The 15,461-nt window shown below is 52.5% G+C and carries 13 protein-coding genes; 9 read left to right on the top strand and 4 right to left on the bottom strand.

Going from position 1 to position 15,461, the window contains the following annotated elements; all coding sequences use genetic code 11:
* The first annotated feature begins 172 nt into the window (after positions 1–172).
* Positions 173–760 carry a TetR/AcrR family transcriptional regulator gene (locus AB4Z33_RS03590; protein ID WP_442048666.1) on the top strand — a complete coding sequence of 196 codons (588 nt, stop codon included), beginning with the start codon at positions 173–175 and terminating at the stop codon, positions 758–760.
* Between the two features lie 159 nt (positions 761–919).
* Entirely contained in the window at positions 920–1,876 is a 957-nt protein-coding gene (locus AB4Z33_RS03585; protein WP_442048591.1) for a DMT family transporter, read from the top strand.
* Between the two features lie 312 nt (positions 1,877–2,188).
* Here the strand turns inward: AB4Z33_RS03585 and AB4Z33_RS03580 are convergent, their stop codons facing one another.
* A complete protein-coding gene (locus AB4Z33_RS03580) occupies positions 2,189–2,926 on the bottom strand; it encodes an SDR family NAD(P)-dependent oxidoreductase (protein ID WP_442048590.1) in 738 nt (245 codons plus the stop codon).
* Between the two features lie 180 nt (positions 2,927–3,106).
* Here AB4Z33_RS03580 and AB4Z33_RS03575 point away from each other — a divergent pair, with 180 nt between their 5' ends.
* The gene (locus tag AB4Z33_RS03575; protein WP_442048589.1) at positions 3,107–3,709 is read left to right on the top strand and encodes a TetR/AcrR family transcriptional regulator; all 603 of its coding nucleotides are present in this window, start codon (positions 3,107–3,109) and stop codon (positions 3,707–3,709) included.
* Between the two features lie 5 nt (positions 3,710–3,714).
* Here AB4Z33_RS03575 and AB4Z33_RS03570 read toward each other — a convergent pair whose 3' ends face one another.
* The gene (locus AB4Z33_RS03570; protein WP_442048588.1) at positions 3,715–4,392 is read right to left on the bottom strand and encodes an MgtC/SapB family protein; all 678 of its coding nucleotides are present in this window, start codon (positions 4,390–4,392) and stop codon (positions 3,715–3,717) included.
* 254 nt (positions 4,393–4,646) lie between these two features.
* On the opposite strand from AB4Z33_RS03570, the gene AB4Z33_RS03565 reads away from it, so the two are divergent.
* Both AB4Z33_RS03565 and AB4Z33_RS03560 read left to right on the top strand, forming a co-directional pair.
* The gene (locus AB4Z33_RS03565; protein ID WP_442048587.1) at positions 4,647–4,847 is read left to right on the top strand and encodes a hypothetical protein; all 201 of its coding nucleotides are present in this window, start codon (positions 4,647–4,649) and stop codon (positions 4,845–4,847) included.
* A gap of 41 nt (positions 4,848–4,888) precedes the next feature.
* Positions 4,889–5,875: a helix-turn-helix domain-containing protein gene (locus AB4Z33_RS03560; RefSeq protein WP_442048586.1), complete on the top strand. Its 987-nt coding sequence runs from the start codon at positions 4,889–4,891 to the stop codon at positions 5,873–5,875.
* Between the two features lie 147 nt (positions 5,876–6,022).
* Here AB4Z33_RS03560 and AB4Z33_RS03555 read toward each other — a convergent pair whose 3' ends face one another.
* Positions 6,023–7,699 (bottom strand): hypothetical protein, encoded by a 1,677-nt coding sequence (locus tag AB4Z33_RS03555; protein WP_442048585.1) that lies wholly within the window; start codon positions 7,697–7,699, stop codon positions 6,023–6,025.
* Positions 7,699–9,915 (bottom strand): glycoside hydrolase family 88/105 protein, encoded by a 2,217-nt coding sequence (locus AB4Z33_RS03550; RefSeq protein WP_442048584.1) that lies wholly within the window; start codon positions 9,913–9,915, stop codon positions 7,699–7,701. The genes AB4Z33_RS03555 and AB4Z33_RS03550 overlap by 1 nt, the downstream gene beginning before the upstream one ends.
* 239 nt (positions 9,916–10,154) lie before the next feature.
* On the opposite strand from AB4Z33_RS03550, the gene iolD reads away from it, so the two are divergent.
* The 4 genes from iolD to AB4Z33_RS03530 are packed head-to-tail and all read left to right on the top strand — an operon-like array spanning position 10,155 to position 15,445.
* Complete coding sequence (iolD, locus tag AB4Z33_RS03545; RefSeq protein ID WP_442048583.1) at positions 10,155–12,017, top strand: 3D-(3,5/4)-trihydroxycyclohexane-1,2-dione acylhydrolase (decyclizing); 1,863 nt, start codon at positions 10,155–10,157, stop codon at positions 12,015–12,017.
* Between the two features lie 28 nt (positions 12,018–12,045).
* Positions 12,046–12,957 (top strand): myo-inosose-2 dehydratase, encoded by a 912-nt coding sequence (gene iolE, locus AB4Z33_RS03540; RefSeq protein WP_442048582.1) that lies wholly within the window; start codon positions 12,046–12,048, stop codon positions 12,955–12,957.
* Position 12,958: 1 nt separating this feature from the next.
* Positions 12,959–13,969, top strand: coding sequence for a 5-dehydro-2-deoxygluconokinase (gene iolC / locus AB4Z33_RS03535; protein ID WP_442048581.1), 1,011 nt, complete (start codon positions 12,959–12,961; stop codon positions 13,967–13,969).
* Positions 13,970–13,999: 30 nt separating this feature from the next.
* A complete protein-coding gene (locus tag AB4Z33_RS03530) occupies positions 14,000–15,445 on the top strand; it encodes a CoA-acylating methylmalonate-semialdehyde dehydrogenase (protein ID WP_442048580.1) in 1,446 nt (481 codons plus the stop codon).
* Positions 15,446–15,461: the final 16 nt, after the last annotated feature.

The following is a 15,461-nucleotide window of genomic DNA, read 5'->3' as shown; positions in this document are numbered from 1 at the left end:
TTCGTTAACGTGCAATATATATGAGTGAAGAATCGGCAGACGTTGCCGGTTCTTTTTTTGATTTATATGCAGGACTTGTACGTTTCCGTGATGCCCCTTGACAGGTGGATGTGACTGGTATACGCTGATGTCAGTAGTCACTGACATTTGCTTTTTGAAAGGTACGGGGCATATGAATAACAGCAAGCTGGGGAGCAGCGACAGACTCTTATTGGCTGCGATCAACCTGATCTCCGAGAAGGGCTATAACGGTGTAACGACGCAGGAGATCGCCACGGCCGCTGGCCTAAGCGAGAAGACGTTGTTCCGCCATTTTCAGAGCAAGCAGAATCTCCTGGAGTCGGCCTTCGACCGGTATCATTACGCCGAAGAGATGCGGAAGCTTTTCGAAGAGAAGCTGGTGTGGGAGCTGGAGGAAGACCTGCTTACGATCAGCAAGACGTACCATACGATCATGAACCGCAATCGGAAGCTTATCGAGATCAGCACGAAGGATGAGTCCAGATTGCCCGGATTCAAAGAACGGACGCAGCAGCACCCGCTGCAGCTGCTCGAGTTTCTAACGACTTATTTTGTCACGATGGGCGAGCGAGGCAAGATGATTCGAACCAATCCGAGAATGCAGGCCTTTACGTTCATGATGTCTCAATATGGCGCCTTCATGAATGATCTAAATGCCGGGAAGAATTATCCGAACATCGAGCTAGAGCCTTTCATGCATGAAAGTGTGAACCTATTTGCTAGGGGTTTGACCCCCTAGCTATTATTACAAGGTATATGTCAGTAAGCACTGACAGACAATTTCCTAATTTAACTAGGAAAACGGCGATAAGACGCATGGAATTGATTCTTAGAAGAGGGATGAGTGAGATGAAGAAGTTGGAACTAACAAAAAAACGTTCACAGGAGGTGCTGAGTCATGAGTAACGGCGCTTCGTCCAAAAGCTCCAAAGGAGTAAAGCTTGCCTATATGCTGGCTGTTATCAACGCCATCGTTATCGGAGCATCGTTCCTGTTCGTCAAACTGTCGCTCAACTACGCCAGCCCGTTCGATACGCTTACCTTCCGCTTTGCCGCGGCGTTCATTATTTTGTCCATTCCGACAGCGTTCGGCCTGTTTAAACTGAATTATCGGGGCAAGCCCATATATAAGCTGCTTCTGCTCGCAACGATGTACCCGATTGGATTTTTCACCTTGCAGACGTTTGGGCTGCAGCATGCCACTTCCGTAGAAGGCGGAATCATCAGTGCGTTTTCGCCGGTAGTTACGTTGGTACTCGCCAGCGCTTTTTTGAAAGAAGCAACGTCCTTGCTGCAAAAGCTGTCTACGCTGTTATCCGTATTCGGCATTGTATTTATTTTTATGATGAAGGGGAGCAGCTTCGATTTTTCCAACCTGAAAGGCATCGTCCTGCTGCTTCTGTCATGTACGGCTTTTGCCGGATATAGCGTGTTGGCCCGCTCCATCACCAAACATTTTAGCCCCGTGGAAATCAGCTATTTCATGGTAAGCGTCGGATTTGCCGCTGCGCTCGTGATTTCATTCACCGTGCATGGCACAAGCGGAACGCTTGGCAGCCTGTTCGCACCGCTTGCAAGCCTAACTTTTATCGGGCTGATTCTCTTTCTAGGCTCAGTCCAGCTAGCCACCGCGCTGATGGGAAGCTATATTTTATCCCGAATCGAAGCCTCGAAGATGGGCGTTTTCCTCAACCTGTCCACCATTGTGTCTATCGCTGCCGGCGCTTTGGTTCTCGGGGAGACGATCGCTTGGTATCATTTAGTCGGTTCGTTGCTCATTATCGTCGGAGTGATCGGTACGAATCTCCCGGCTAGGCAGCGCGGCACGAGAAAGATAACGACCACGACTGCTTAAAAGCGACCAAGTTTGAGTATGTAACGGCATTTCGTCGAACTAAATTAGGAGGTCTGCCGAAAGGTATGCGATTAGCGGCATTTCGTCAAACTACTCAGCCACTTTATTGACTAGACAGCAAAACCGCCTCATTAACGTCCCGAAATCGAACTAAATGAGGCGGTTTAGGCGCAACCCATAGATTAGTTTCCCAGAATGCCGTAGCACAAGGTGAAACGCCTGGCGTCGTCCATTTCTATAGACGTCATCGTTTCGTCGAAAAAAGGAGCAGCACGAAGCTGCCCCCCTCTAGATCCTTCAATTCGATTGCAATTATTGAGCCGTATAGCCGCCGTCAACGATCAAACTATTGCCTGTCATGAACGAGGAATCGTCGCAAGCCATGAATAATACGGCTTTCGCCATTTCTTCCGCTTGTCCGAGACGTTTCATCGGAGTCATAGCAGACAAAGCCTGCTTGCTTTCTTCCGGAATAATCGGCGTGTCGATGAATCCTGGACATAATGCGTTAACGCGAATATTGTGTTCCGCATATTCAAGACCGAGCGAACGAGTCAAGTTAACTACGCCGCCTTTGGCTGCATTGTACGCCGCTGAACCCGGTGAGCCTACCCATCCGTACATCGATGCGGTATTTACGATTGCGCCTCCGCCCGTTTTCAACATCTCGCGAATCGACTCTCGTGCCACCAAGAAGACGCCATCCAAGTCAACATTAACCGTGTTGCGCCACTCGGAGAATTCCAACTCATGCGAAGGATGAACGCGGCCTATTCCTGCATTGTTGAATACAACATCGACTCTGCCGAAAGCTTCTACGGTTTGTTTGAAGATGCCCGCAACCTCTTCTTCGCTCGTAATATTCGCTTTAACGAACAGCGCCTCGGCATTCAGCGCTCTAAGCTCGCTCTCAACCGCCTTGCCCTTTTCTTCATTCAAATCAACAAGAACCACTTTGGCTCCTTCTGATACAAATAAACGCGCAGTAGCTGCGCCGATCCCGGATGCTCCACCAGTAATAACAGCTACTTTGTTTTGCAATTTGCCCATCGTTGATTCCTCCAGTACAATATTTTTAATAGCGCTAATGGATACGTTCACTTAGCGATATTTTGTTTACAACTTAATTGTACTATTCTGTTCACAATTAACAATCAGCAACAAATGATGAAATGTCCACCTAGTAGACACTTCATGCGAGAATGTCTTTTTTGCGAAGGAGGGCTATACATGAATAACGAACAAACGGTGACAACACAGCGGCGGATTAGGACCCAAGAGCATTTCAAATCGGCTCTCATTAAACTGATCAAAGAAAAAGGCTACCATTCTATATCTGTAAAGGACATCGTGGATGCCGCCTCTTATAATCGCAGCACCTTCTATGTTCATTACCAAGATAAAGTTGAACTGGCTGAACAATTGCTCACTTCCATGCTTCAAGGATTGGAAGATGCCGTTGGCAAACCCTACGTTCCCGGCCAGAAGGTATATACGTCCAAGCTAAACCTGCCGTCTTTTAATATCGTTACTTATATTTTCGAGCATCGGGATTTTTTCGAGCTTGTTCAATTGGACGAGACGTTGCCAAGGCTGCATACGGCATTCCCGCAAACGATACTCAAGATTTACAAGGAGCAGTTTGTATTCGAGACGATCAACAATATGCCCGTTAACATGGACTATTTCAAACACTACACGGCTTACGGCTTCTATGGACTTATTCTGAATTGGATCAATTCCGATTTCAAAGCCKCCCAAGAGGAGTTTATCCATGAAGTGATTGAATTAACCAAAACCCATATGCACTCGATTAAATATGTCGGGCAATAGGTTGCTCAGATACTTTCCACTTCCACCGCATGAACGCGGTTCATTCGCTTGATTTCATGATACAGCTTGGTCGCCGGATCACCTTTTCCTGCTAATGAAAGAATGAGATGAAGCTCCTGGCTTCTGCCCTCTACCCCTTTAATTTTAGTATGCTTGATTTTGTGGCTTAACCGAATACCCTCGACAACCTCCTGCACATCCTGATAGTCCTCCACAATAATGTGGACGGACAAGTCCCGCTCCTTCAGCTTGGAAGGACCGATCAAACGAATGGCCCATGGCACGACGTTAACGGAAAGCATAATAAAGAACGCCGCAGCTAACGCTTCTCTGTAGAATCCCGCTCCCGTCGCAATGCCGAGTGCCGAAGCGCCCCAGATCATGGCCGACGTCGTTAATCCGGAAATAACGTCGTTATTTCGGCGCAGGATGACGCCCGCCCCGATGAAGCCGACGCCGCTGACAATTTGGGCCGCGAGCCGCATCGGGTCCATCGTCGTCAAGCCTGGAACGGCGAATTTCGCTACCGATTCGATAGATACAATCGTAACGAGACAGCTGCCGATGGCAATAACCATGCTTGTTTTGATCCCGAGCGGCTTATGACGGAGCTGCCGGTCGATCCCGATTAACAACCCCAACAGCAATGCTATAGCCAGCTTTATTGCATAATCATCGAGCATGACAGTCCCCCCTGTTAAATAGAAAAAACCGGCTGAGCAGCATACGTTAACGCTGTTTCAGCCGGCTTTGCTTTATAGACGTTTATAGATCACACCGAGCCGATCGATTTCAGCCTCTGCTTTGCCGTAAAATCCGGCAATATACCAGCCATCGGGCGCCGTACAATCGCGCATCACCGTTCACGCTGGAGCTTCACGGCACCGAGGGCAGCGCCATCTACAGCGCGCAAGATGCCAAGCTGCGATACAAGAGCTTGACACTAGAAGGCAGCGAAGCTAAGCTATGGCATGAATATCCGCTGCCGTCCGCCCTGCCATCTGCGTTCGAGCAGTGGGTTAGCCACATTCGGAACAGCACCAGAGACGACAACCATATTCAGCTTGCGACTCAACTGACCACGTTAATGGAAGCTACTTCGCAGGCCGCCAAAACGGGAGCGGCCGTAGCTTTATAGACGTTATATGTACACACATTTTTGAACTGGAGGTCCCGATTATGTCTGATTCCTTATCGCCCCCATCCGGCCTGCAGACTGCCAGCCAAAAGACATATCCTTATGAATTAATGAACGAGCAGCAGCATGTCCTTGAGCATTTGCAGGCCGATTTCCGATGGGGACCGTATGGCATCCGAGTCGTTCGGTTCCACCACGTATCATTTCCGGCAGGCAAAATCGTTCCCTTCCATAAACATTCGGATGAGTATGAATTTCATTTCATTCCCCGCGGCAAAGGTATGGTCATCATGGGTGACCAGCCTTTTGCGCTTTCGGAGGGGATGATGTATGTAACCGGTCCGCAGGTGATGCACTATCAAGAAGCCGACGGCCAAGACGGTATGAACGAGCTATGCCTGCGCGTCCAGATTGTACCGCTCGAAGGGGAAACGCGGAAGCCTGGCGACTGGGGCGCGGAAGCCGAATGGCGGGAGGCCGAGAACTGCGTGCAGCAGCTGAGACGCATCCCGCTTCGGCCGATCCCCGACCGCTTTCGGGCGATGGACTGCTTCCTGACTGCTTATCGCGCTTGGTTCGAAAGCCAGCCCGGACTGATGAYCCTGATCAAGCAGTCTATTATCCTCATTCTGCTGCGCGCGACCCGCGCTTATTTTCCCGAAGCGCAGCCGCAGCAGCTGCCTGCCCGGAATGTGAATCGGTTCCGCTACAAGTTGGCCGAACAGTTCATTAAGGACAATTATCAGGAGCCGCTGTCCTTAGAAACCGTCGCCGAACGAATCCATATTAGTCCGAGGCAGCTGCAGCGCATCTTCAGCACCGTCTCGGATACCACCTTCAGCGAATATGTCGAGCATATTCGACTATCGCATTTGTGCAGCGATCTGAAGAACGGCAATGAGCAGATAGAGACGCTGGCTGTTCGCAATGGCTTCGGCAGCTCCAATTATTTGCACCGTGTCTTCAAGCGCAAGCTTGGCATGACACCAAAACAGTATCGGGATGCCCAACGGCAAGCCGGCGAATAGACGCATAAGAGGCTCAGACGCATTCCCATGGAGCGCTAAGCCTCTTTTTTATTGTTCGCTGCTTGCTTGAGACCGCGTGTAAGAGCATATGTGAGCTTACAGGGGTCGGATGGGTTTGTGTCTACGGCTGTAAGAGCACATATGCTCTTACGGAGCGGATTCAGAAGCTAGAACTCGCTCAAGCACAAACCGCATCTGTTCATTCTCAGAAGCTGGAAGATAGGTGTAAATGATTTCTAGACGATCCCCTGCTGCGTCGACAATAGGCTGCGGAGCCTCGGCTGTGACGTGCAAGGTCAGTCCCGGAAGCCGCCAACGGCGCCCCGTAATCTCCGCTGCGAATGGTGCCGATCCGCTAATTTCAAACACCAATTCAATCAGCTTATCCGTTGTAAATTCGACTTGAATGGACAACTTGTCATTCTCCGCTTCCGCATTCGTTACAATACCCCGCATATGCTTGCTCCATTGGCCCCCGGTCTCCCTGCGAACCATACGCATGGAATACCGCTCACCGTCTTCCGATTGCCAATGCATCGTCGCAGGATGAAGCTGTCCGCTCGTATTCCGGCTCCCCCACATCGCTCCAATCATGAGATGCTCGCCAAGCCAAGCGGTTGCGGTGCATAAATGACTGTTTGCCTGCGGATCATCCCGTTCGCACAGCTCGCGGTATTGCTTGCGCACCAGCCTCTCTCCGCCAAAGCTCCGCAGAGCCGACACAATATGCGAAGGCACGTTAACGCCGGCCAGCGCAATTAACGGATCATGGCTTGTCTCGCAATTCACCCCGGTTAAATGCTTGCAGCTCTCTCCTAAAGCCAGATAGAGAAATACGCCGAGCGAGCTATGTGCCGTCATCTCCATTTCGTAGCCTCTTGAGTAAGGTCCGCAAAGGTTCTCAAGCCCGGCATGGTAGAACAATCCGATATTGTCCCATAATCCGCTCTCCACTTCGCTGCCCATTCGGCGCACTTCGCTGGATTGGCCATAATTCCGTATAAATCCAAGCACGGTAAGGTCGACCCCGTAATACGTACTGGAGTTAAATTCGGCGAACGTGCCAAACTCGGAGAAGGACTTGCGGAATTGCTCAGCGAAGCTATCCGCATGGGCGATCCACTCTGCACGGTGAAGACGGTGCCCGAAATAATCGCATATAAACAGATGCATCAGCTCAATATTCGTGTTCATCGGAATGGCATCGGACAGCCGTCTCTCAACCGAGCCAATAACCGCGCGCTCCATAGCAAGATCCATTCGGGACACGACAGCTTCCGGAAGATAACTCTCGAAATGCTCTAGAATGATGGCGAAGGCACAAGCAATGAACTCTCGCCAGTTCGGATCGTAGCTTGCCCACACAGGCGGCAGAATGCTGGCTGCTGCTGATTCGAAGGCTGATTGCACCTTATCCCGTCCCGCAACCGCAGCCAGTTCTCCCGACAGCTTGTCGGCGATACGCTCAAGAGTGCTGGTCAAATAATACGAGAAGCCTGGACCAAACGATTTCCATGGAAAATGTCCTTTGGGCGGCACTTTCGCCTCTGGAGATGTACGGAATGTACCGTAATAAATCTCTTCCGGATCGTCGAATTGCATATCCATGACTCTATGCAGCACCTCGCAAGCCCGCTCCCTATCGCCGGGACCGCCTCGCATCAGCAACCCGACTGCATAATGGGCGCTTGCACGGGTAGAGTGGCTTTCTCTATCGCCATCCTCCTCGTTCCAAAGCATCGCAGCCCGTTCATCATAAATGGCATCCATCATCGACATAGACTGCGCCAACAAAAACTGTTGCTCCTCCGACATCGGCTTCATTAGGCTAGCCCTTTCTTCAGCCGCATCATCTCCACGCCTGCAAGCATCATAATGCCAATGCCATGATTATCATTCAGGACCGTTCGCAAATCCTCCATGTAATATAGAGGTGAGAAGGCGTAACGCGAGCCGCTGCATACGCCGTGTACGTTGCCCTTGCGGTCGATCGCATGCTCCGTTAGTCCCTGCCATCCCTTCAAAGCCGCCTCGGCATATGGACCGTCCGCGTCAAGCCAGCCGAACCGAAGACCGCGGGCGAAAGCGTAAACGAACATCGCCGTACATGACGCCTCCTCATAGGCATCGGGCTGATTGAGAACCTGACGCCATAATCCTGAAGCGGCTTGCAGCTTGGCTATGCCGGCGCAATGCCCGCGGAACATGGCAAGCAGCGCTTCCCGATCCGGATGATCCCCCGGCAACCGCTCCAGCAGCTCGGTTAGAGAGAACAATACCCATCCRTTGCCCCGGCCCCACGGCACGCGGGTAGGCTTGCCGTATTTGAAGTCGAATACATGCGACATGACGCCTGCATCCTCCATAAACAAGTAACGTTTATACAGCAAAAACTGTTTAGCCGATTCGTTCAGCGCCGAAGCATCGCCAGAGGCCAAAGCATATCTCGTCAGAAACGGTCCGCTCATATACAGATCGTCTGCCCACATCGTATCGGCGGAGTATTCCCCCTCGCACAGCCGATAGAAGGCGCCGTCCTCGCGGCGTTCCAGCTTCGCCAACATGAAATCTGCAATCCGATCGGCGATTTTGCGAACGGAAGCGCGGTCTTGGTACAGATCAGCCTCGAGCATAGCAGAGCCGAACGAGCCGCAATTGTCCAACATTTTCATAAGCACAAGCTGATGGTTGATTGCCGGAAAACCGTACTCTGCAAAATCCCACATGGAATAGTCGTACATATCGGTGCAAGCTTCAATATGACGAATCGCATAAGCGGATATATCGGCGCGCTGCAATTCGCGTGCGGTCTGAAGCAGACCGTACATCGTAACGCCAAGCGGATAATCCCATCTTCCGAAGTTAGTCGCCGTGCCGGTCGTCCATTTGTTGCTGAGCATCGCATTCTCATAATAAGGACGAACGCGCGTCTCCGGAGCGTCAATCGACCAGTATACTTGTCCGTCGATGCCTTCCAGCGTTGTTGCTAACGACCGCACCTGCGCCGGCTCTAAGCCGAGTTCAGCTGACAGCGGCCCTGCGAGCAGCCATGCTCCCGGATTTCCGTGGACTTGAACGGGCTGCTGGAGCGTAAGGCTTGCACCGTTAGCCGATGCATGGAGCTCGAACCCCCATCCTACACTGGAATTAACGGTCTTAACGACGATTTGCTTCGTGCCGGGCATGACCGATACATGGAATTGATAGGAGCCTGCCTCATCGAGCACGCCGGCAACCACGTCATCCACCCAAATTTGCGTCGGACCAGAGGCTCTACCAGCCAGCTCAAGCAGACGTGCGGATAACGGCACCGATACAGAACTCCATCCATAACCGGCCGCTTGCCGCTCCTGTTTCCCGAACAGCCTCTCCAGCGGCGAAAACTGACGCTCCTCCTCATTCCACTTCGTCCGTGGAAACCACTCCAGTCCGCTCGCCGTCTCATCCTTCCGCCATTCTGGAAATTGACCTGTACGATCCCCGAATAGTGACGTAGTCGCAGGCTCCGAATAAACCCAGCCCGCACTGCCCTCCCGGTTTGTAAACGGTGTCAAAACTTGCAAAATGCGTACCTTCGCTTCGTCTGCGCCGAAACGGCAGCCAAAGCCCGAAGCGGTCTTCCTTGCCTCGATCAGCAAGCTGTTCCAGCCTTTCTCGAAGCTAAGCGGAATAATTGCACGCGAATTAGGGTTCAACTCGTCCACGACGGTAGACCGATATTGCAGCGTTTCATTTACATATAACTTCACCGGGCCAAGCGCCTGCATCACACTGTCAATGGAACGCTCATCATCGCTCCATACCAGACCATAGGCGTAAGCGTAATCGCCTTCCTCGGCACTCGTTAATCTATCGGAAAAATCAAGTTCATATAATCCTTCGGCATTTTGCAATATACCTGCTTTGGAGAATGCACGCCATGCAAATGGCAACGGCGGGTTCGCCCCTATATATCGTCCTGCAAGCAATTCCAATATACGATGATCGTCATTGCCGAACCAATAGCGCGAGCTATCGCGTTGCTCTACATAGATTCCCATTCTGACTCCCCCTTTTAAGTTAAGCGCTTTACCCATATTCTATTCGATTGCCGGCTTGTTTTCAATATCCGTATTGACGATTCACAAAAATAGGGATTGATTTTAATCCCCGTTGTAGGTAATATCGGATTAAGCGCTTTACCTTTTTGGGGACATATTTATTTTATATAGCAAATATTAATTGTAAGTAACTGAAGGAAAAGCGCTTAACTTTGAAGCGAGGGGGATAACGATTAACGATGGGAACAATTCGTTTAACGATGGCTCAAGCCTTACTGAAGTTTCTTGATCAGCAGTACGTCTCTTTTGATGGCGAGGAAACGAAATTAGTTACCGGCGTGATGGGGATATTCGGACATGGAAACGTAACCGGCATTGGCGAGGCGCTGGAGAGAAGCGCAGGAAGCCTTTCCTTCATCCAAGGAAAGAATGAGCAAGGCATGGCTCATGCTGCAACCGCTTACGCCAAGCAAAATAATCGCCGCAAAATCTATGCCTGCACGACCTCAATCGGCCCCGGTGCTCTGAACATGGTAACGGCCGCCGGGACGGCAACCGTCAATCGTATCCCGCTTCTGTTGCTGCCGGGAGACAACTTCGCTTCCCGTCAGCCGGACCCGGTTCTTCAGCAACTGGAAGCCGGACATGATTACACCGTATCGGCGACCGATTGCTTCAAGCCGGTCAGCAAGTTCTGGGACCGCATCGTAAGGCCCGAGCAGCTAATGAGTTCGGTCACGAATGCGATGCGCGTGCTGACTGACCCTGCGGAGACGGGGACTGTCACGCTGGCGCTGCCGCAGGATGTGCAAGCGGAAGCATACGACTATCCGGCCGCCTTCTTCGAGAAGCAAGTCCATTACATTGAACGGAAGCAGCCTTCCGTATCCGCTCTTCAGCGGGCTATAGACTTAATCGCCTCCAAACGGCGACCGCTTATTATCGCCGGGGGAGGCGTCAAATATGCTGAAGCTACGGCTGTACTGGCCGACTTTGCCGAGAAATTCGGCATTCCGGTAGCCGAGACGCAAGCCGGCAAAGGCTCGCTCCATTGGCAGCATCCGCTTTATATAGGCGCCATAGGGGTTACCGGAGCATTAGCCGCGAATAGGCTAGCCAAAGAAGCCGATCTCATTATCGGCATCGGCACGCGTTATTCCGACTTTACGACCTCGTCCAAATGGGCCTTCCATCCGGATGCAGCCTTTCTGAACCTGAATGTGAACCGCATGGACAGCTCCAAGCTCGGCGGCGCGGCGCTTGACGGCGATGCGAAAACGACGCTCGAGCTGCTGTCCGGCGGTTTAGCGAATCTAGAATACGCAGCCTCATACGGACCATCCGAGATTACGGGGCTAACTAGCGAATGGAATGCCGAAGTCGATCGCTTATACAGCCTTGAGCGCGAAGACGGCTTCGCGCAGACGAGAGCGCTAGGGATTATTAATGAGTTCCTTCCTCCAGAAGCGGTCATCGTATGTGCCGCAGGAAGCCTTCCGGGCGATCTTCATCGCCTTTGGAGAACGGAGCAGCCGCATGGCTATCACATGGAATACGGCTTCTCCTGTATGGGATATGAGGTAAGCGGAGCTTTCGGAGTCGCTTTAGCAGAACCTGACCGTCCCGTCTATGCCGTTACGGGCGATGGGAGCTATCTCATGCTCCATTCGGAGCTGATCACCAGCCTCCAAGAAAGACGCAAAATAACCGTTCTGTTGTTCGATAACCATGGTTACCAATGTATTCATAACTTGCAGCGCAGCAACGGCAGCGACGGGTTCGGCAACGAATTCCGCTATCGGGATGCCGCGACCGGCCATTACTCCGGCGATACGCTGCCGATCGATTTCGCCGCGCATGCTCGAAGCCTTGGAGCTGCTTCCTATAGAGCTTCTAACAGTGAAGAGCTGCGTCTTGCCTTGAAGGCAGCCGCGAGCGAAACACGCACAACCGTCGTCGTCATCGATGTTCTTGCCGGAACGAACACGGACGGCTACGATTCCTGGTGGAACGTAGGCGTGCCGGAGGTATCGGTGAGCGCGAAAGTAACCTCCGCGCATCAAGCAATGAGCAAGAAGCTGACGGAAGCAAGACCTTACTGATTTCTATGTTAGGAGGAGGAGCAATCGGATGAAACCATATCCGTTTCGACTAGGTGTCCACCCGATTAACTGGGTCGGCGAAGATGTGAAGGAGCATGGGGAGCATACGACCTATGAACAAATTTTGGACGATATCCAATCACTAGGGCTGCATGGCACGGAAATGGGCAGAAAATTCCCGACCGACACCCTGCTGTTAAAAGAAGAATTAAGCAAACGCGACATACAGCTCGTCTCGCAATGGAAGTCCGTGTTGTTCTCGGATCCGGTCTACCGCGAGCAAGAGCTGGAAGCATTCCGAAACCATGCCGCTTTCTTGCAGCAAATGGGCAGCAAGGTCATAAGCACATGCGAGGTCGGCGGCTCACTGCACTTCGATCCGCGTCGAACTCCTCATGAACGCGAAGTCATTCGTCTTGATGAGGAAGGCTGGGCCAGCTTGGCGGAAGGACTTAACGCGGCAGGGCGCATAGCGCTCGATTACGGGCTGAAGCTGACGTACCACCATCATGGCGGAACGGTCATCGAAAGTCCCGAGGAAATTGATCGTCTAATGGCGATCACCGATCCGGACGCCGTGTTCCTGCTGTTCGACTCCGGCCATGCGCTGTACGGGGGAGCCAATCCGCTCTCGCTGCTGCAGAAGCATTATGACCGAGTCGCTTATGTGCATCTGAAGGATGTCCGTCCCGATCGTCTCGATCAAGCGAGAGCAAGCGGGTCCGACTTCGTAACCTGCATCCGGGGCGGCGTATTTACCGTCCCTGGGGATGGCTGCATCGACTTTGCTCCCATTATCGGCGTACTGATCGATAGAAACTATGAGGGTTGGGCGCTTCTTGAAGGCGAGCAAGACCCGGCGGCGCATCCCGCTCGCGAATATGCGGAGAAGGCTCTCCGCTATTTATACCGTATCGCTGAGGCGAAGGAGGAAGCTTAGCATGGCGAATATGACTTTTCCATCCGGCAGAGGGTTTGATTTCACGGCAATCGGACGGCTCTGTATCGACTTGAATGCGAATGAAATTAACCGTCCGATGGAGCAGACGATGACCTTTACGAAATATGTCGGCGGCTCTCCAGCCAACATTGCGATCGGCATGAACCGCCTAGGCAGCAAAACAGCTTTTATCGGCAAAGTAGCTGACGATCAAATGGGCCGATTCATCCGCAGTTATCTGGAGAAGGAAGGCATCCATACCGGTAACATCATAACGGACGGTACGGGAGCGATGACCGGACTTGCTTTTACGGAAATCAAAAGCCCAAGCGAATGCAGCATTCTCATGTATCGCGACAACGCAGCCGATCTGCTGCTATCTCCGCTCGAGGTTGACGAGACGCTGATCGCAGACAGCAAAGCTCTGCTTGTATCTGGAACGGCGCTTTCCTCAAGCCCTTCCCGCGAGGCCGTCATGCTCGCCATCGATTATGCACGCAAGCACGGCACTACCGTAATCTTCGATATCGACTTCCGCCCTTATACATGGAAATCTGAGGAGGAAACGGCCGTCTATTACAATATGGCAGCCGAGAAATGCGACATCATCATCGGAACGCGCGAAGAATTCGACAGCATGGAACGATTCGAGGCCAATCCTGAACATAACGATCGCTACACCGCCTCCAAATGGTTTGGCTATCAAGCCAAAATCGTTATTATTAAGCACGGCAAGGACGGCTCGATTGCCTACACGGCGGACGGAGCGGAGCATCGCGCGGAATCGTTCCCGGCCAAGGTCATTAAGACGTTCGGGGCGGGAGATTCTTACGCCGCCGGCTTCATCAGCAGCCTAATGGCCGGACAGACGGTCAAGCAAAGCATGACATTCGGCAGTGCCGCGGCCTGCATCGTCATCTCCAGCCATAGCTGCTCGGATGCGATGCCGACGAAGGAGCAGGTCGAAGATTATATCGAACGCTGCAATCGCGGGGAAATCGTAGCAGGTTAGTCTGCAATCCATGAGAAAAGAGGGAGCTATATGACAATACAATTAAAAAACTGGATCGGCGGGCAATGGGTGCAAGCGAGCTCGGACCGCTACGACCATGTATACAATCCGGCAACGGAGGAGGTGCTGGCCGAGGTTCCGCTATCCACAGCTGATGATATCGAGTCGGCCGTCCAAGCTGCCGGTACTGCCTTCGAAAGCTGGAGCAAAACGCCTGTTCCGCGTCGTGCCCGGATTCTGTTCAAATACCAGCAGCTGTTGGTCGACCATTGGGAAGAGCTTGCCCGCCTCATTACGAAGGAGAACGGCAAAAGCTTCGCAGAAGCGCATGGCGAGGTGCTGCGCGGAATTGAATGCGTAGAGTTCGCCGCTGGCGCGCCATCGCTCATGATGGGCAAGCAGCTGCCGGATATCGCATCGAATCTCGAATCGGGCATGTATCGTTACCCGATCGGAATCATCGGCGGAATTACGCCGTTCAACTTCCCGATGATGGTGCCGTGCTGGATGTTCCCGCTTGCCATCGCTTGCGGCAATACGTTCGTGCTCAAACCGTCCGAGCGGACGCCGCTTCTTGCGAACCGCTTAGCTGAGCTCTTCCATGAAGCCGGGCTCCCTGCGGGCGTCCTTAATCTCGTACATGGCGCGCATGACGTCGTTAATGGACTGCTTGAGCATCCGCGCATTAAAGCGATATCCTTCGTGGGCTCGCAGCCCGTGGCGGAGTATGTGTACACCAAAGGAACAAGCCATGGCAAACGCGTCCAAGCGCTGGCCGGCGCCAAAAACCATTCCATCGTCATGCCTGACGCCGATCTTGATCTAACGGTCAAAGAGATCGTTAATGCAGCCTTCGGCTCGGCCGGCGAGAGATGTATGGCTTGCGCGGTCGTCGTAGCGGTCGGCAGCGTTGGCGACGAGCTTGTCGCTAGACTTGCCGAAGCCGCTGATCGGATTACGATCGGCAACGGATTGGACGAAGGCATCTTCCTCGGGCCGGTCATTCGAGGCGCTCATAAAGACAGAACGCTCGGCTATATTGAGTCAGGTGAAACCGAAGGCGGCTTGCTGATCCGCGACGGCAGGAAGGATGAGGCCGTGAGCGGCACCGGCTATTTTGTCGGACCGACCATCTTCGATCAGGTGAGCAGCGAGATGAAAATATGGAAGGATGAAATATTCGCTCCTGTCCTGTCGGTTATGAGAGCCGATACGCTCGATGAAGCGATTGCGATTGCCAATCGTTCCGAATTCGCGAACGGCGCTTGCCTATTCACCAGCAACGGCTCGAGCGTGCGGCAATTCCGCGAAACCATCGACGCCGGCATGCTCGGCATTAACCTTGGCGTGCCCGCTCCAATGGCTTTCTTCCCGTTCTCGGGCTGGAAAAAATCGTTTTACGGCGATCTTCATGCCAACGGCGGAGACGGCGTAGAGTTCTACACGCGCAAAAAAATGGTCACCGCACGATGGTAGCTCCGTTTTTATGACA

The organism is Paenibacillus sp. 2TAB19 (assembly GCF_052115185.1).
Classification (GTDB): domain Bacteria; phylum Bacillota; class Bacilli; order Paenibacillales; family Paenibacillaceae; genus Pristimantibacillus.
This window is presented reverse-complemented; position numbering and strand designations above follow the sequence as displayed.